This is a genomic window from Methylosinus sp. C49 (genome assembly GCF_009936375.1).
Lineage (GTDB): Bacteria > Pseudomonadota > Alphaproteobacteria > Rhizobiales > Beijerinckiaceae > Methylosinus.
In genome coordinates this window covers 3088615-3106609 of sequence record NZ_AP022332.1, presented here as the reverse complement: position 1 = coordinate 3106609, position 17995 = coordinate 3088615, and the positions used below count along the sequence as shown (strand labels likewise).

Annotated in this window: 14 protein-coding genes; 4 read left to right on the top strand and 10 right to left on the bottom strand. The window is 66.5% G+C overall.

Translation table 11 applies throughout. The annotated features are described in order from the left end of the window. Positions 1 to 250 precede the first annotated feature (250 nt). A complete protein-coding gene (locus tag GYH34_RS14725; protein ID WP_161914228.1) occupies positions 251 to 1834 on the bottom strand; it encodes a Do family serine endopeptidase in 1584 nt (527 codons plus the stop codon). Between the two features lie 277 nt (positions 1835 to 2111). Here GYH34_RS14725 and GYH34_RS14720 point away from each other — a divergent pair, with 277 nt between their 5' ends. Further along, positions 2112 to 2528: a regulator gene (locus tag GYH34_RS14720; protein WP_161914227.1), complete on the top strand. Its 417-nt coding sequence runs from the start codon at positions 2112 to 2114 to the stop codon at positions 2526 to 2528. Between the two features lie 82 nt (positions 2529 to 2610). Continuing rightward, entirely contained in the window at positions 2611 to 3618 is a 1008-nt protein-coding gene (gene corA, locus GYH34_RS14715; protein ID WP_161914226.1) for a magnesium/cobalt transporter CorA, read from the top strand. A gap of 51 nt (positions 3619 to 3669) precedes the next feature. On the opposite strand, the gene grpE is transcribed toward corA, so the two are convergent. Genes grpE through gshB form a run of 3 tightly spaced genes read right to left on the bottom strand, consistent with a single transcriptional unit; the run spans position 3670 to position 8114 of the window. After that, on the bottom strand, positions 3670 to 4272 hold the full coding sequence (gene grpE, locus GYH34_RS14710; RefSeq protein WP_174242411.1) for a nucleotide exchange factor GrpE: 603 nt from the start codon (positions 4270 to 4272) through the stop codon (positions 3670 to 3672). Between the two features lie 55 nt (positions 4273 to 4327). Next, entirely contained in the window at positions 4328 to 7165 is a 2838-nt protein-coding gene (locus GYH34_RS14705) for a [protein-PII] uridylyltransferase (RefSeq protein WP_161914224.1), read from the bottom strand. Further along, complete coding sequence (gene gshB / locus GYH34_RS14700; RefSeq protein ID WP_161914223.1) at positions 7158 to 8114, bottom strand: glutathione synthase; 957 nt, start codon at positions 8112 to 8114, stop codon at positions 7158 to 7160. The genes GYH34_RS14705 and gshB overlap by 8 nt, the downstream gene beginning before the upstream one ends. 197 nt (positions 8115 to 8311) lie before the next feature. Between gshB and GYH34_RS14695 the strand changes: the two genes are divergently transcribed. After that, on the top strand, positions 8312 to 9634 hold the full coding sequence (locus GYH34_RS14695; RefSeq protein WP_036291167.1) for a HAMP domain-containing methyl-accepting chemotaxis protein: 1323 nt from the start codon (positions 8312 to 8314) through the stop codon (positions 9632 to 9634). Positions 9635 to 9792: 158 nt separating this feature from the next. Here GYH34_RS14695 and GYH34_RS14690 read toward each other — a convergent pair whose 3' ends face one another. Both GYH34_RS14690 and rsmI read right to left on the bottom strand, forming a co-directional pair. Next, the gene (locus GYH34_RS14690; protein ID WP_161914222.1) at positions 9793 to 10167 is read right to left on the bottom strand and encodes a YraN family protein; all 375 of its coding nucleotides are present in this window, start codon (positions 10165 to 10167) and stop codon (positions 9793 to 9795) included. Next, positions 10164 to 11087 (bottom strand): 16S rRNA (cytidine(1402)-2'-O)-methyltransferase, encoded by a 924-nt coding sequence (rsmI, locus tag GYH34_RS14685; RefSeq protein WP_161914221.1) that lies wholly within the window; start codon positions 11085 to 11087, stop codon positions 10164 to 10166. The genes GYH34_RS14690 and rsmI overlap by 4 nt, the downstream gene beginning before the upstream one ends. Positions 11088 to 11276: 189 nt before the next feature. Between rsmI and GYH34_RS14680 the strand changes: the two genes are divergently transcribed. After that, complete coding sequence (locus tag GYH34_RS14680; RefSeq protein ID WP_244635135.1) at positions 11277 to 12506, top strand: penicillin-binding protein activator; 1230 nt, start codon at positions 11277 to 11279, stop codon at positions 12504 to 12506. 130 nt (positions 12507 to 12636) lie between these two features. On the opposite strand, the gene glyS is transcribed toward GYH34_RS14680, so the two are convergent. From glyS to greA, 4 genes are all read right to left on the bottom strand, one after another. Further along, positions 12637 to 14973: a glycine--tRNA ligase subunit beta gene (glyS, locus tag GYH34_RS14675; protein WP_161914220.1), complete on the bottom strand. Its 2337-nt coding sequence runs from the start codon at positions 14971 to 14973 to the stop codon at positions 12637 to 12639. Positions 14974 to 15127: 154 nt separating this feature from the next. Continuing rightward, a complete protein-coding gene (gene trxB, locus GYH34_RS14670) occupies positions 15128 to 16123 on the bottom strand; it encodes a thioredoxin-disulfide reductase (RefSeq protein WP_161914219.1) in 996 nt (331 codons plus the stop codon). Positions 16124 to 16242: 119 nt separating this feature from the next. Then, complete coding sequence (locus GYH34_RS14665; RefSeq protein WP_161914218.1) at positions 16243 to 17388, bottom strand: mitochondrial fission ELM1 family protein; 1146 nt, start codon at positions 17386 to 17388, stop codon at positions 16243 to 16245. Between the two features lie 68 nt (positions 17389 to 17456). Then, positions 17457 to 17930, bottom strand: a complete 474-nt coding sequence (gene greA, locus GYH34_RS14660) for a transcription elongation factor GreA (protein WP_026191343.1) — start codon at positions 17928 to 17930, stop codon at positions 17457 to 17459. Positions 17931 to 17995: the final 65 nt, after the last annotated feature.

The following is a 17995-nucleotide window of genomic DNA, read 5'->3' as shown; positions in this document are numbered from 1 at the left end:
GAGACGAAACGCCTCCCGCCGCCTCCTTTGCGCTGGCCCGCTACACGGGGGGCGGGCAAAACGGGCCGATCACGCAAGAAGCTCTAGAGTCCACCCTCCCCTTTAGGGGGAGGGTCGGATGGCGAAGCCATCCGGGGTGGGGTTTCGCGGCTAAGACTCGGGGCGTCACCCCCTCCCGAGCGCCTGCGGCGCTCGACCTCCCCCCTCGAGGGGGAGGTGGAATTGCCTTTCCGGCTTTCCGCGCTCACCGTCACGACGCCGGATTGACCGAAAGGGCGACGAAGCGGGCGCCCTCCGGGGATTTCACGCGCAGCAGGACGGATTTGCGGCCCTCCTTCTTGGCCGAGTCGATGGCCGCCTGCAGATCGCCGCGGCCTTTGAGCGTCTGGCCATTGGCCTCGACGATCACATCGCCCTGGCGCAGGCCCTTCTGGGCGGCGGCGCCATTGGGGTCTATGCCGACGATGATGAGGCCCTCGCCGCCGCGGCCGCCGCGCACCTCGGCCGCCGGGGCGACCTCTATGCCATAGGCGGCCAGCGCCGCGCCGGGCTCGACGCCGTCGTCATTGGATTCGGCGGCGGCGGTCTCCTTCTCGCTCGGCAGCTTGCCGAGCTTCAGCTTCACATTCTTTTCCGAGCCGTTGCGCAGATAGGTCAGCTCCGCCGTCTTGCCGGGGCCGAGCGTCGCTATGCGGCGGGCGAGGTCGCGCGGGCCGTCCACCTTCTGGCCGTCGACGGCGGTGACGACATCGCCGGCCTTCAGCCCGGCCGCCTCGGCCGGTCCGCCGCGTTGCGGCTGCGCGATCAGCGCGCCTTTGCTGGTCTTGAGCCCCAGGCTCTCGGCGATCTCCGGCGTGATCGGCTGGATGGAGACGCCGATCCAGCCGCGCGCCACCTGTCCCTTGTCCTTGAGCGCGGCGATGACGTCCTTGGCGACCTCGGACGGTATCGCGAAGCCGATGCCGACCGAGCCGCCGGAGGGCGAGTAGATCGCCGTGTTGACGCCGACGACCTGTCCCCGCTCGTCGAAGGAGGGGCCGCCCGAATTGCCGCGGTTCACCGGCGCGTCGATCTGCAGGAAATCGTCATAGGGGCCGGCGCCGATATCGCGGCCGCGCGCCGAGACGATGCCCGCCGTCACCGTGCCGCCGAGGCCGAAGGGATTGCCGACGGCGATCACCCAATCGCCGACGCGCGGGCTGGAGCTCGCCCAATCGACATGCGGGAGATTATTGCCGTCGTTGATCTTCAGCAGCGCGAGATCGGTGCGCTTGTCGGTTCCGATGATCTTGGCGGGCAGCGTGCGGCCGTCGTCGAACGTCACCTCCACCTGCGTCGCATTGTCGACCACATGATTATTGGTGACGACATAGCCGTCATTGGTGATGACGAAGCCGGAACCTTGCGCCTGCGTCATGTGCTTCTGCCGGCCGCGTCCGCCTCCCGGAGGCTCGCCGAAACGGCGGAAGAAGCGATAGAGCGGATCATCCGGCGAAAGCTCGGGCGGCGCGCCGGGAAAGCCTTCCTCGGGGCCGCCGCCGGCCTCCAGCGCCTTGGTCTTGATCGCGACCACGGCGGGCTTCACCCGCTCGACGACATCGGCGAAAGATTGCGGGCCGACCGGGGCCGCGCTCTGGCTGGGGCTCTGCGTCTGGGTCTGCGTCGCGGGGGCCTGGCCCCAGGCGAGGGTCTGGGCCGGGAGCAGCGTCGCGCCGAGCGCGAAGGCCGCGGCGCCGGACATCAGCGCCATGCGGAACGGGCGTCCTTCTGGACGACGCCAACGCGCCGTGCGGCTGGTGGCGAGAGCTCGACGAAACAGCATAGGCAAGGTCATCAAACCGTCTCCATCGATCTGCCCTCGGCGCGCTCTCTCACTCGGGAGCTGCGGCCGGTGGCGCGGCGGGGCGTCCGCCTGTCGACGATGAAGATGGTGTTCGCGAGCTTACGCCACAGTGGCGGCCGCATGAAACTTTCGTAAGGCGCGAGCGTGGGCTTTGGCGGAGCGCCTTCTCGGGCAATTCGCCCGGCGCGCGCAGGGAGTGCGTCCATGGCGGGGCGCGGCCTCTTTCGTCAGGCTGAGCGAGGTCGCCTCGGACCGGGAGGAAAGCGCGATGACGAAATTCATTTTCGACGATGAGAATATCGAATGGAAGCGCCTCGAGGGCGTCGATCACCTCTGGCTCTCCGTGCTGAATATCGATGACGACGCCGGCATCGTCCATGTTTTGTACAAGTTCGCCGCCAATGAGAAAATCTTGCTGCATCGTCACAAGACAATGAACAAAACCTTCGTGATTCAAGGCGAGCACCGCCTCTATCACGCCAATGACGAGATAAAGGAGGTGCGGCCGGTGGGCAGCTACAAGGTGAGCCCGCCGACGGAGGATCCGCATCGCGAGGGCGGCGGCGATCAGGACGTGATCGTTTTCTTCACCATCTATGGGAAGGGCCTGCTCTACGAAATCTTGGACGATGCGCAGAATGTCGTCGCGCCGATCACGGTCGAGGATTTTCGCGCGCTGATGTGAAGCGCGGCGGAGAGGGGCGATTGCCTTCGTCGGCGGCGGCGCTTAGATCGTCGCCGGTCTATCATCCGACGAGGCCCCGAGCATGAGTGTATCGAGCGCTGCGCCGAGAGTCGGGCGCGAGCCCGGCGTGGTCGCCGCGGCCGTCTATGTGGATGGCCGCCGACTCCAGGATATAGAGATAGAGGAGGCTGGCGCCTTCGCCGCGCGTCCCGGACATGTCGTGTGGATCGGCCTCTATGAGCCGTCTTTCGAGCTGCTGGCGCGCGTGCAGCGGCAGTTCGATCTACATCCTCTGGCGGTAGAGGACGCCGGCAAGGCGCATCAATATCCCAAGCTCGAGCAATATGGCGAGGGTCTTTTCATCGTCGCGCGCACGGCGCAGATGGAGAATGGCCGCATTGCCTTCGGCGAGACGCATCTCTTCGTCGGCAAGGGCTATGTGCTGTCGATCCGCCACGGCGCCTCCAGCTCCTATGCGCATGTGCGCGAGCGATGCGAGGCGGCGCCGCATGGTCTGTCCGAGGGCGAGGATTATATCGTCTACGCGATACTCGACTTCATCGTGGACAATTACTTTCCCGTGCTGGCGACGATCAATGCGGAAGTCGAAGAGATAGAGGATCATATTCTCGCGCAATCGCCGGACAAGGCGCATGTCGATCGGCTCTATGCGCTGCGCCGCGATCTGTTGCGGCTCGGCAATGCCGTCGCGCCGCTGGTCGACGTCTGCCAACGCCTGGAGCATACGGAAGTGATGGCGATCGACGCCGCCATGCGTCCGCATTTTCGTGACGTGACCGACCATATTCTGCGCGTTCGCGAGCAGATCGCCACATTGCGCGAGGTGCTGGCTTTCGCCTTCGAGGCGAGCCTGATGAACGGCCAGATGCAGCAGACCCACATCACGCGGCGGCTCGCCGCCTGGGGCGCCATTCTCGCGGTGCCGACGGCGATCGCCGGCATTTATGGGATGAATTTCAAGAATATGCCGGAGCTCGAATGGCGCTACGGCTATTTCCTCATCATCGCGGCGACGGTGGCGATCTGTGCGACGCTCTATTGGCGCTTTCGCCGCAATGATTGGCTTTGACGCGCGGCGTTATCCACGTCGCGCGCTCCCGGTCGTCCGAACAACCGCGGGTCAGCCCTTCGGCCCGCCGCGCGAGATTCCGACCTTGGCGGGGCGCAGCACGCGCTCGCCGATCGTATAGCCGGGCTCGACCACCTGGGCGACCGTGCCATGCGGCACGCTCTCGTCCGGTATCTCGAACAGCGCCTCGTGCTGATTGGGGTCGAAACGCTGGCCCTGCGCCTCGATCTTCTTGACGCCGAAGCGGGCGAGGCGGGAGACGAAATCGCGCTCGGTCAGCTCGACGCCTTCGATGAAGGTGGCCACGCTCTGCTCGAGGCCATCGCGCGCCTGGGCCGGCACGCTGTCGACCGCGCGGCGCAGATTATCGGCGAAGGTCAGCATCTCGCGGGCGAAATTGGTGACGCCATAGGTCTTGGCGTCGGCGATCTCCTTATCGGCCCGCCGCCGCATATTCTCCATATCGGCGAGCGTGCGCAGCAGCTTGTCCTTCAAGCTCGCGACCTCGGCGTGGAGATTCTCGAGCTCGGTGAAGGGCTCGGGCTCGGCGATGTCGGATTCGGCGCCCGGCTGCGCCAGAGCGGAGGCCTCGGCGTCCTCGGCCTGACGGGCGCGAGCCTCTTCCTGCGTGTCCTTTTTCTTATCGTCGCTCATGATCTCTTCCATTGGCGATGAAACGCCCCCGATATCAGTGCGGGAGCGCGCAAAATCAAGTCGGGGCGGCGCCCGCGCCCCCGCCGGAGGCCTTTCGCACGCGAAGCGCGAAGACATCCAGCAATTGGCGCTTTATCGCCGCCTGACGCGAGGGCGAGACGATTTTCCCGCCGGTCAGATCGGTCACATAGAAGGCGTCCACGGCCCGCTCGCCGAAGGTCACGATATGAGCGGAGCCGATGTTGAGATTGAGATTGGAGATGGCGTTGGTCAGATCGAAGAGCAGGCCGACGCGGTCGAGGCCAGAGACCTCGATGACGGTCGCCATATTGGCGAAGCTATTATCGATGACGACGCCCGGCGCAATGTCGAAGGCCGTGGTAGAGCCGCGCTGCGCGCTGCGCGCGGCCACTGCCTCGGAAATGGCGATCTCGCCGCGCAGCGCTTTCTCTATGTAATCGGCGACGCGGCGCGCGCGGCGCAATTCGTCGTCGTCCAGCGGAAAGGCCCGCGAGAAGAAGATGGTGTCGAGCGCGAGCCCGTCGGCCGTGGTGAAGATATGCGCGTCGACGATATTGGCGCCGCTCGCGGCGCAGGCGCCGGCGATGATCGACAGCAGACGCCGGTGATCCTGCGCGACGACAGTGAGTTCCACCGCGCCGCTCTTGGTGTCGAGATCGACCGTGGTGACGAGCGGCACCTTGGCGTCTTTCAAATCGCGGAGCAGGCGCGCATGGCGCACCTTGCGGGAGAGATCGGCCTTCAGCCAATAGGCGGAGTAATGCCGCTGCGAATAGGCGGCGAAATCGCTCTCGCTCCAATCTGAGAGCGCGGCGCGCAGCTCCTCCTTCGCATGGGCGACGCGGCTCTTGCGATCGGCCGCCGAATGGCCGCCGCCGAGCACTACTTCTGTCTCCCAATAGAGCACGTTGAGCAGCTGCGCCTTCCAGGCGTCGAGCACGCCGGGGCCGACGGCGTGAATGTCGCACATGGTCAGCACGAGCAGCATTTTCAGTCGCTCCATCGTCTGCACGATGGCGGCGAAATTCTCGATCGTGCGACGGTCGGAGAGATCGCGGCTCTGCGCTATGCTGGACATCAGGAGATGATGCTGCACCAGCCAGGCGACCGTATCCGTATCGCCGGGATCGAAGCCGAGCCGCGGACACAGCGAATGCGCGATGGTCGCGCCGGCCACCGAATGGTCCTCCTTGCGGCCCTTGGCGATGTCGTGCAGCAGCAGGCCGAGATAGAGCGTCTTGCGATTGGAGATGGTCGGCAGAATGTCATTGGCGAGCGCGGCCTGTTTCGGCCCGCGGCCCGATTCCAGCGCAGCCAGTGCGCCCACCGCGCGCAAGAGATGCTCGTCGACGGTATAGTGATGATACATGTTGAATTGCATCATCGCCACGATGCGGCCGAACTCGGGAATGAAGCGCCCGAGCACGCCGGTCTCGTTCATGCGCCGCAGCACGGTCTCCGTCGTGTTGTGCGACAGCAAAATCTCGAGGAACAGCCGGTTCGCCTCCTTGCTCGCGCGCAGATCGGAGTCGATCAGCCGCAGCGAGCGCGTGATGGCGCGCACGGCGTCTGGATGAATCGCGAGACCATAGCGGTCGGCGGTCCAGAACAGACGAATGATATTGACGGGATCGCGGCGGAAGACGTCCTCGGCGGAGACATTGACGCGATCATGCTCGACGATGAAATCATCCGACGGCATTTTGCGCGAGCGCCGCCGCAGCCGGCCGAGCACGCGGTCCAGCATGGCCGGCGGCTTGGCCTCGCGCGCCTCGAGCGCTGCGCAGACGATGGCGGTGAGATCGCCGACGTCCTTGGCGACGAGGAAATAATGCTTCATGAAGCGCTCTGTGCGCGAGAGGCCGGCGCGGTCGTGATAGCCGAATTTCGCGGCGAGCATGGGCTGCAGATCGAAGGAGAGGCGCTCCTCGGCGCGGCCCGTCGAAAAATGCAGCTGGCAGCGCACGCGCCACAAAAATTCCTCGCAGCGCTGGAACAGCGTCAGCTCGCTGCGCGTGAAGAGGCCCGCGGCGACGAGCTCCTCCGGCTCGCGCACGCGATAGACATATTTGGCGATCCAGAACAGCGTGTGCAGATCGCGCAGTCCGCCCTTGCCCTCCTTGACATTGGGCTCGACGAGATAGCGCGAGGAGCCCGCGCGTGAGACGCGCTGGTCGCGCTCCGTGAGCTTGGCGGCGACGAACTCGCGCGCGTCGACGCGCATGATCTCGCGATCGAAGCTCTCGAGCAGCTCGTGAAAGAGCTCCGAGCTGCCGAGGATGAAGCGCGCTTCCAATATTGTGGTGCGTATGGTGATGTCGGCGCGCGCCTGGCGCAGGCATTCGGCGACGGAGCGGCTCGAATGGCCGACCTTCTGGCGCAAATCCCAGAGCACATAGAGGATCGCCTCGACGACGCTCTCGCCCCAGGGCGTCTGCTTATAGGGAAGCAGGAACAGAAGATCGATATCGGAGCCGGGCGCCAGAGTGCCGCGCCCATAGCCGCCGACGGCGACGATGGTCAGCCGCTCGCCGAAAGTCGGATTGTCGGCGGCATAGACGAAGCGCACGACATAATCATAGATCGCGCCGATGATCTCGTCTTCGAGATCGGAGAGGTAGCGCGCGCAGACGAGGCCCTTGCCGCCGGATTCGAGATAGGCGCGCGCGATTCCATGGCTCTCGGCCAGCACATTGCGCAAAATCTCGACCACGGCCGCGCGCGACGGCTCGCCGGGCTTGGCGCCTTTGCTCACCGCGGCGATTTTCTCGCCGAGCGTTGCGCGCAGGCCCTGCGCGCTCGGCGGCTGCGGCCGCACGGGCTTCAAAGGCTCGTCCCGCGTGCGTAGCGCGGCCTTGCGCGCGTCAGCCATGCGCGCGCAGCTTCGCGAGCTTGGCCTCGATCGCGTCGAAGATCGGCGCGGCGAGGTCGGGGCCGCCGAGCCGCGCGAGCGCCCGCAGGCCAGTGGGCGAGGTGACGTTGATCTCGGTGAGATTGCCGTCGATGACGTCTATGCCGACGAACAGCAGGCCGCGCTCGCGCAGCGCCGGACCGAGCCGCGCGCAAATCTCGCGCTCGCGCTCGGTCAGCGCCGTCGAGGCCGCCGCGCCGCCGCGCACCATGTTGGAGCGAATGTCGTTCTCCGCCGGAACGCGGTTCACCGCGCCGAGCGGCTCGCCGTCCACCAGCAAAATGCGCTTGTCGCCCTTGCTGACGGCCGGCAGAAAGCGCTGCACCACCCAGGGCTCGCGGAAGATCGCGGAAAAGAGATCGAAGAGCGAGCCGAAATTGGGATCGACCGGCTCCACCTTGAACACGCTGGCGCCGCCATGGCCGTAGAGCGGCTTCATGACGATCTCGCCATGCTCGGCGCGGAACGCGTCGATCGCCGCCCGGTCGCGCGTCAGCAGCGTCGGCGGCATCAGATCGGAGAATTCCATGACGAAGACTTTTTCCGGCGCGTTGCGCACGGCGGACGGATCATTGACGACGAGCGTGCGCGACTGGATCTTCTCCAGAAAATGCGTCGAGGTGATATAGGCGAGGTCGAATGGCGGGTCCTGGCGCAGCAGCACGACATCGACCCTGGCGAGATCGAGCGTGCGCTCCTCGCCCAGCTCGTAATAGCGCGCGGCATCGTCATAGACGGCGATCTCCCGCGCCGGCGCGCTCAGCCGTCCCGCGCCGAGCGACAGCTTGTCCGGCGTGTAGTGCCACAGGCGATGGCCGCGCCTTTGCGCCTCGAGCATCAGCGCGAAGGTGGAATCTCCGGCAAAGTTGATTTTGTCCAGGGGGTCCATCTGGACCGCGACGTCGATCATGCTCTCGATGTCTCTTTCGTGGCGCACCGCGCCGGCCTCTCGGGCCGGACCCGAGGAAGTAACGCTTTTCGACCCGCGGCGAAAGCGCTTCCTCGATTTCGGGAGCCCGACCACATAGACGTTAACTCCGCTTGAAGGAGATCGGTTTAAAACTACGGACAACTGTCAAGACCGGAACAAACTGGACACAGCCCCCTATGCGGTTCACCTCGATCGGCGCCGGCCTCGCGCTCAGGCAGTTCCTTTTTCTGGCTCTGCTGCTGCTCATGGGCGCGACCGCCTATGTATCGGTCGCCAATGTCCGCGATCTGACCGGGGCCGCGGCCGATCCGGCCAATGCGGCGCGGGCGTCGCAGCTGGCGGTTACGGCCAATCAGGCGGCGGCGACCCTGTCGCTCGAGCTGCTGCTCGGCACTCTGGCGGCCGCTTTCCTGGTGGTGGGCGTCTCCATCCCCACCATTCACCGCACCATCGCCTCGCCGATCAAGACCATCGCCCGCCAAATGGCCGATCTCGCCGCCGGGGACACCACCATTGTGGTGCAGGGCGCCGAACGCGGGGACGAGATCGGCGCGATCTCCAAGGCCTTGATCGTGCTGCGCGACGCTGTGCGGGCCAATAATGAGATGGCGGCCGAGATTCGCGCTCGTGACGACCGCGAGGAGCGGCTGCGCCGCGAGGCGGTGATTCGCGATCAGGTCGAGCATTATTCCCACGAACTTTCGGCGACGACCGCGGCGCTCGGCGAGCTGACGAAGAAAATGGCCGGCGCATCGGAGGAGATGATCGTGCAGGAACGTCGCGCCCGCGAGGATACCGATTTCGCCCGCACCGCCTCGCTGCAGGCGGCCGCCGACGTCGCCTCGGTCGCCACCGCCTCGGAGCAATTGCTGGAGGCGATCGGCGAGATCAGCCGTCAGGCGGTGGAGTCGACCACTGTGGTGCGCCAGGCCGTGCAGGAGACCAATGGCTCCAGCGCCGAGATGCTGCGACTCTCCGCCGCCGCCAATCGCGTCGGCGACGTTGTGAGCCTCATCTCGCGCATCGCCGCGCAGACCAATCTTCTCGCGCTCAACGCCACCATAGAGGCGGCGCGCGCCGGCGAGGCGGGCCGCGGCTTCGCCGTGGTGGCGCAGGAGGTCAAGAGCCTCGCCACCCAGACCGGCAAGGCGACGCAGGAGATCGCCGATCAGATCTCCGAGATTCAGGCGGCGACCAATCTCTCCGTCTCCTCCATCGACAAGATCAAGAACAAGATCGCCGAAGTGGAGCATATTTCCGCGATCATCACCTCCGCCGTCCATGAGCAGGACGCCGCCACCAAGGACATCACCCGCAGCGTGCGCTCGGCCGCCGATAGCGCCTCGGCCATGTCGCAGCATGTCTCGCAAGTGGCGAGCGCCATGGCTATGACCGGCGCCGGCGCCGAGTCGATCGTGACGCTGGCGCGCGAGATCGACCATATGGCCCGCCGCACCCAGGCGCATACGGAAGAGCTGGCGCAGAGCCTCGCGAGCTGAGACGACGTCCGGCTGTTGTTTCGTCCGGCAAATACAACCCCTTCGTCCTGAGGTGCTTTTTGCGGCGCAAAAAGCCTCGAAGGACGATCCAGAGCCGCGCGGCTTCGACCCTTCGAGACGCCCGCTTCGCGGGCTCCTCAGGGTGAGGGACTGATGTTTTATCCCAAATCGAGCTCGAATGCCGCCTCGGCATGCAGCGGCAGGCGCTTCGGCGCGATATAGACCGCATCGCCGCGCAGCACATGATCCGCGGCCCAGGGATTGGACGCCAGCCATTTCGACGCCGCGCGGGAGATGCGGCGGCGCTTCTCCTCGGTGATGGAGATCATCGCCTCTTCGAGATTCGCGCGCGCCTTCACTTCCACGAAAGCGATGGTTCGGCCGCGTCGCGCCACAATGTCGATCTCACCGCCGCGAATGCGATAGCGGCGGTCGAGGATGGCGTAGAATTTGGCTCTCAGGAAAAGCGCCGCGATCGTCTCGGCGCGCAGCCCGCCGCGATGGCGCGCGCGCCTTTCTTCCGTCTCGGTCACTCGCGCGTCTCGCTCTCGCGCTCGGCGGCGAGCTTGATCGCCCGCGCATAGACCTCGCGGCGCGGCCGGCCGGTGGAGGCGGAGACGACGCTGGCGGCGTCCTTCAGCGAATGGGCGGCGAGCGCCTCCTCGAGCTTGGCGTCGAGCTCGGCCTCGCTGGTCGCCTCGGCGTTCGCGCCGGGCGGGGCGATCAGCACGACGATCTCGCCGCGCGGCGGCTCCTCCTCGCGCAGAGCGGCGGCGAGCGCGTCGAGCTTGCCGCGCCGCACCGATTCATAGAGCTTGGTCAGCTCGCGAGCGATGGCGGCGTCGCGCGGGCCGAGCACGGCGGCGGCGTCCTCCAGCGTCTCGGCGACGCGCTTGGGCGATTCGAAGAACACCAGAGTGCCGGGAATGCGCGCCAGCTCGGCGAGCCGCGCCCGCCGTGGCCCGCCCTTATGCGGCAAAAACCCCTCGAAGAAGAAACGATCCGTCGGCAGGCCGGCGACGACCAGCGCCGCCAGCACGGCGGAAGGGCCGGGGACCGATGTGACCTTGATTCCCTTCTCCAGCGACTCGGCCACGAGCTTGAAGCCCGGGTCCGAAACGAGCGGCGTGCCGGCGTCCGAGACCAGCGCCAGCGCCGCCCCGGCCTCCAGCCGTGCGATGAGGTGCGGCCGCATCACATGGGCGTTGTGCTCGTGATAGGCGACGAGCGGCGTCGAAATTCCATAATGGGCGAGCAAAGTCTTGGTGACGCGCGTGTCCTCGGCCACGACGGCGTCGGCCGCCGCCAGCGTCGACAAAGCGCGGAAGGAGATATCCTTCAGATTGCCGATCGGCGTCGCGACGAGATGCAGCCCGGGCGCGATCTTCTCCGCCTCCGCCCGCAGGCCGAAAGCGGTATAAGCCGCCGGCGTCGTCACTCTTCCCTCGCTCATGGCCCGCCTCTCCGCCGATACGGATGTTCGATGAATCGTCCGCGTGTTCTTTTTACAGAACATGGAAAGCGCGTTCAAGGCCGCAATTTCCCCGCAAAATTCCATTTTATTTCAATTTAGGGGTTGCCGTGCGCTTTCCGCAATCGCGTATAAGACGGCGATTTCATCGGCGGGAGGCTTCCATTGGTCATGGGTAGGCGGAACAGGTTTCGGCGAGGCGGCGCTGCGGCGTCGGCGCGCCTCTTCTGCGCCTTGGCTGCGGCGTCCTTTCTCAGCGCCTGCAATCCCACGGCGGGTCCGGGCGTTCCCGGCGCTCCCGATCTGCGGCTCTCGGCGCCGCTCGGAAAGGTGGAGGTCGGCCAGCTCAACGAGGGCGAGCTGATCGGCAGCGGCGCGACGCGCATCGCGCTGATCGTGCCGCTCTCCATGGCCTCCGGGCCGAGCCAGGTGGGCGCCTCGCTGCTGAACGCCGCCAAGCTCGCCTATGCCGACAGCGGCGCCAATGACGTGACCATTCTGGTCAAGGACGATCATTCGACGCCCGCCGGCGCCGCCCAGGCCGCGCAAAACGCCATAAACGAGGGCGCAGAGATCGTCATCGGCCCCGTCTTCGCCAGCGGCGTGAAGGAGGCGGCGCGCGTCGCCCGCGGCGCGGGCAAGCCGATCATCGCCTTCTCGACCGATTCCTCCGTCGCCGGCAAGGGCGTCTATCTCCTGTCCTTCCTGGTCGAGGGCTATGTCGAGCGCATCGTCGATTTCGCGGCGCAGCGCGGCAAGAAATCCATCGCCGCGCTGGTGCCCGAGAACGACTATGGCACTGTGGCTCTGGCGCAATTCCAGCAGAGCGCCGCCAATCACGGCCTGCGCGTGCTGACGATCGAGCGCTACAAGCCCGGCGCCGTGCAGCCTTCGGTGCAGCGCATCGCCCAGGCGGCCGAGCAGATCGACGCGCTGTTCATCCCCGAGCAGGCCGAGGCCATGGCCGCCGTCTCGCAGGAATTGCAGGCGGCGCATATCGACACCAAGCGCATTCAGGTGCTCGGCACCGGCCTTTGGAACGACGCCCGCGTGCTGAAGCTTCCGGCGCTGCAGGGAGCCTGGTTCGTCGCGCCGGAGAACGCCGGATTCAACTCCCTGGCGCAGCGCTACCGCGCCAAGTTCAATACGGATCCGGCCCGCATCGCGACGCTCGCCTATGACGCCGTGTCGCTGGCCATTGCTCTGTCGCGCAGCCAGGGCTCGCAGCGCTATTCGGAGAATGTGCTGGTCAATCCGTCGGGCTTCAACGGAGCCGATGGCGTGTTCCGCTTCAAGGCCGACGGCATGAACGAGCGCGGCCTGTCCGTTCTGGAGATTTCCGGCGGCGCCGCCAAGGTGCTCTCGCCCGCGCCGCGGACTTTCACGGGGAATGGGGCGTAAGCAGCGCGCCCCCTCCCTCACCCTCCCCCGCATCGCGGGAGAGGGAGACGGCAAACGCTACGCGAAACCTCGATGAAGCGCCGAATCTGCCCCCTCTCCCGCGAAGCGGGGGAGGGTTGGGGACGGGGCCTCACGCCACTTTCGAGAAATCCGCCACCTGCAGCATGGCCTCGCGCAGCTCCGCGAGTAGGCGCAGGCGGTTGAGGCGCACTTTCGGATCGTCGCAATTCACCGTCACCGCCTCGAAGAAGTCGTCGACCGGCTCGCGCAGCTTCGACAGCGCCTGCATGGCGCTCTCGAAATTCTCCTTGTCGAGCCGTTCCGATGTCTCCTCCCGTGCGCGCTTGATGGCGGCGGCGAGCTTGTGCTCGGACAGCTCCATGCGCAGATTGGGATGGTGCGGCTCCTCATAGGCGCCGGCGCCGTCCTTCTTCTCCTCGATCTTGAGAATATTGGCGGCGCGGCGAAAGCCGGCGAGCAGATTCTTGCCGTCGTCGGTGTCGAGGAATTTCCCCAGAGCCTCCACCTTGCGCGTGATGGTGAGCAGATCGTCCGGCATTTGCGCGCTCCCTTCTCGAGACTGCGCCGAGGCCGAGGCCCCGAGCGCCGCATCGATCAGGTCATATCGTGCGCCGCGATCGCGAAGGTAGACCTTCAGGCGATCGATGAAGAAGGCGAGGAGATCGGCCGCATTGGCGGCCAGCAGGGGCGGCAGCGTCTCGCGCAAGAAAATCTCGGCGGCGGGGGAGGGCGCCTCGGCGCCCGCCTCTCTGCCGACGGCGTGCAACCGCTTCTCTATGTCGCGGCGCAGATGCGCCTCGGCGTCGGCCGATAGAGTCGCGGCGCCATTGGGCGAGAGGTCCGAGGCGACGCGATTGACCTCGCTCGTCACCAGCTCGCGCAGCGGCGTGCGCGCCGCGAGCCAGACAGGCCATTGCGCGGCGGCGAAAGCTTCGCGCAGCGGAAGACGTAGCTCATTCTCGAGCGCGAGGCGGATGACGCCCAGCGCCGCGCGGCGCAGCGCGTAAGGGTCTTTGCTGCCTGTCGGCTTCTCGTCGATCGCCCAAAAGCCGACCAGCGTGTCGAGCTTGTCGGCCAGCGCCACGGCGATGGACACGGGGCTCGTCGGAATGCGATCCGCCGGCCCCTGCGGCTTGTAATGCTCCTCCAGCGCCGCGGCGACCTCCGCGTCCTCGCCCTGCGCCGCCGCATAATAGCGGCCCATGAGTCCTTGTAGCTCGGGGAACTCGCCGACCATTTCGGTGACGAGATCGGCCTTGGCGAGCGTCGCCGCGCGCGCGGCCTTGTCCGCAACGGCGCCGACGATCGGCGCCAGCTCGCGCGCCAGCGCCTCTATGCGCTTCACGCGCTCGCCCTGCGTGCCGAGCTTTTCATGGAAGACGATATTGTCGAGCTTGGGCAGGCGCTCCTCGAGCGGCGTTTTCAGATCGGTCTCATAGAAGAATTTGGCGTCCGACAGGCGTGCGGCGATGACGCGCTGATTGCCGCCGATGATCGTCTCGCCGCCGTCGCTCGCCTCTATGTTCGAGATGAGGATGAAGCGATTGGCGAGGCCGCCGTCCGGGCGCTTCAGCACGAAGCATTTCTGATTGACGCGAATGGTCGCGCGAATGACCTCCGGCGGAATGGAAAGAAAACTCTCGTCGAAAGCGCCCATCAGCGTCACCGGCCATTCGACGAGGCCGGCGACCTCCTCGAGCAGCGCGACGTCCTCGACCAGCTCCAGCCCCAGCGCCATAGCGAGATTGCGCGCGTCATGCAGCACGATGTCGCGCCGGCGCGCGGCGTCGAGCACGACCTTCGCCTTCTCGAGCGCGGGGACGTAATCGTCGAAGCGCTTCACCGCGAAAGACGCCGGCGCCATGAAGCGATGGCCGTGGGAGAGATCGCTGCTCTCTATGCCGTCCACGGAGAAGCGCACCACATCCGGCGTCTCCATCTCGGTGCCGAAAGTGGCGAGGATGGATTGCAGCGGCCGCACCCAGCGCAGCGCATCCGGCCGCACGGAGGCCTTGCCCCAGCGCATGGATTTCGGCCAGGGGAAGCTCTTCACAATGCCCGGCAGCAGATCCGCCAGCACCTCTATCGTCTCGCGCCCGGCGCGCTCGATGACGGCGACATAGAACTCGCCCTTTTTGGCGTCCTTCTCGATTTTCGCCTCGTCGATCGAGGCGAGGCCGGCGCTCTTCAGAAAGCCCTGAATGGCGGCCTCGGGCGCGCCGACGCGCGGACCCTTCTTCTCCTCGCGCGTATCGGGCTGGCGGCCGGGCAGGCCGGCGATATGCAGCGCCAGCCGACGCGGCGTCGCATGGGCGGCCGCGCCCTCATAGGTCAGCCCCTTGTCTGCGAGCGCGCCGCAGACGAGCCGCTGCAGATCATCGGCCGCCTGACGCTGCATGCGGGCGGGGATTTCTTCGCTGAAGAGTTCGAGGAGAAGGTCGGGCATGTGGAGTTTTTGCCTTCGGTGTTCCTTTGCCCCCTCCCTCACCCTCCCCCGCTTCGCGGGAGAGGGGGCGGCGGGCGTCGCGCGAAATTTCGATGAAGCGCCGAATCTTCTCCCTCTCCCGCGTGAGCGGGGGAGGGCCGGGGAGGGGGCTATCTCACAAAGGCTCCTCGGAGGCGAGCGCGTCGCTCACATGGGCGGGCGTCTCCAGCAGATATCGCTCGACGTCCAGCGCCGCCATGCAGCCGAGGCCGGCGGCCGTCACCGCTTGGCGATAGGTCTCGTCGGCCACGTCGCCGGCCGCGAACACGCCCGGAATATTGGTGTTGGTCGTGCCGGGCTGCACGGCGATATAGCCGGAGGGCTTCAGCTCCAGCTGGCCGACGAACAGCTCCGAGGCCGGCTGATGGCCGATGGCGATGAAGACTCCGTCCACATCCAGCGTCTGCGTCGCGCCGGTCTTCACGTTCTTCACCCGCGTCTGCGTGACCGAAGGCGGCGCGCTGCCGCCCAAAATTTCGTCGATCGCATGCTCGAAGAGGATTTTGACATTCGGCCGCGCGGCGAGCCGCTCCTGCAGCACGCGCTCGGCGCGGAAAGAGTCGCGGCGATGCACCACCGTCACCTCGGCGGCGATCTGCGAGAGATAGAGCGCCTCCTCGACGGCCGTATTGCCGCCGCCGACGACCAGCACCTTCTTGCCGCGGAAGAAGAATCCGTCGCAAGTGGCGCAGGCGGAGACGCCATAGCCCTTGAACGCCTCCTCGCTCGGAAGGCCGAGCCATTTGGCCTTGGCGCCGGTCGCGATGATGAGCGCGTCCGCCGTGTAGAGCGTTCCCGAATCGCCCAATAGCTCGAAGGGCCGCTTGTCCAGCCGCGCCTCGACGATATGGTCGGAGACGAGCTTGGCGCCGACATGCTCGGCCTGCGCGCGCATCTGATCCATCAGCCAGGGGCCTTGGATCGGCTCGGCGAAGCCGGGATAATTCTCCACATCTGTGGTGATCATGAGCTGGCCGCCCTGATCGAAGCCGGCGATGACCACCGGCTCGAGCATGGCGCGCGCGGTGTAGATCGCCGCCGTATAGCCGGCGGGGCCGGACCCCAGCACGATGACGCGGGCGTGCAGGCGGCCTTTATCGTCTGCGGACATGAAGAGGCTCTTTGCGACAAGTCTCCGCGCGGACGGCGCGGCGCGTTCGGATGGGCGCAATCTAGCCATTATGCGTTGCGCCGCAACCGCTCCTGATCTTCGGGCGTCTCGGGAATCTATTACGAAGCGCGCGAGCCATGAAGCAATACGGGGGCCGCCCCACGGAAGGCGGCGTAGCGGCAGGCGATCTCTTCGGCGATGGCCGGCGTCTCGTTCAGCGGCTCGTAGCGCCAATGCTTGAGCCGGCCGCGCCAGCGGCGCGAAGCGCCGCGCTGCTCGAGGGCGTCGAGAAAAGCGGCGATCTTGGCGGCGCCGCCTTCCGGCTCGAAGACATGGACCGGCGCGCCGGTCGCCGCCGCCTCGGCGACCATATTGACGCTATCGGCCGTCACCAGCAGCGCCTGCGAGCCGGCGAGGATGGAGAGATAGGGATTCTCGCCGTCCCCAGCCCAGAGAAAGGCGCGCGCTCCTTTCTCCCGCGCGCGGGAGAAGGCGGCTCCGCGACGGACCGTCGGATGAGGGTCCACGAGCCGCTCGCGCAACGCTTCGACGAGCCGCGCCGGCGTCCGCCGCGAGACGGTCGCGGCGATATTCCACCCGTCGTTCAACATCGCCTCGACGGCGGCGAGAAGCCGTTCGACATCTCGCTCCGAAAACCGAAAATGCCGACTATCCCCGCCGATCAGCAGCGCAGCTCTCGGCTCCGACAGCGCTGCGATGCGCGGATCGAGAGCGGCGCGGGTTTCGGCGAGGCGTTGCGGCGTCAGCCGATTCGCCGGCGCAAGGGGGGTGATGACATTGGCGCCGCATAGCCCGTCGTGGCGCGGCGCGACGATGACATCCGCCGTCCCGAGCCCGCTGGCCGGGCGATTCACATAGACGGTGAAGACCGCGCCGGCGGAGGCGCGCTTCACATGGCGGAGATAGGGAATCGTCCGCCTGCCGCAGGCGATGACGAGATCGGGAAAAGGCGGGGCGAGCAGATTCGCCTCGCGCGGATCGATCGGGCCGAAAGGCGCGAGCGCGGCGATGAGCCCGCTTGGGGCGAGGCGGATGAGGCGGGGGGAGAGGCCGAGGGCGTCCGCTATGCCGAGGCTCTGGACCTCGTGCCCGGCGCGGCCGTCGGAGAGAACCCAGGCGGAGGCAGGGCGGGGCCGTGGGGTTCTCCCTTCTCCCGCTTGCGGGAGAAGGTGGCCCCGTGAAGCGGGGTCGGATGAGGGGCCATGCCGCTCATCGAGATATTGGACTGCGGGAGGCGCCCTCATCCGACCCTCGCTGACGCGAGGGCCACCTTCTCCCACGAGTGGGAGAAGGGGAGCGCGCTGGTCTTCGCTCAGACGAAAGCGACCTTCAAAATCTCATAGCTCTTGCCGCCGCCCGGCGTCTTCACCTCGACCGTGTCGCCGGCCTTCTTGCCGATCAGCGCGCGGGCGATGGGGGAGGCGATGGAGACGCGGCCGTTCTTCACATCGGCCTCGGGCTCGCCGACGATCTGATAAGCCTTCTCCTCCTCGGTGTCCTCGTCGACGACGGTGACCGTCGCGCCGAATTTCACCGTATTGCCGGTGAGCTTGGATACATCTATGACCTCGGCGCGAGAGAGCTTGTCCTCGAGCTCGGCGATGCGGCCCTCGTTCAGCGATTGGGCCTCTTTCGCGGCATGATATTCAGCGTTTTCCGAGAGATCGCCATGGGCGCGCGCTTCGGCGATCGCCTGAATGATGCGCGGACGTTCGATCTGCTGGCGCTGACGCAGCTCCTCGTCGAGAGTCGCGTAGCCGGCGGCGGTCATAGGCACCTTGTCCACCATGTCTCTTGCTCTTTCGCTCCCGGATGCGTCCAGACCCGGCCAATAAAATTCCCCGCGCCCCC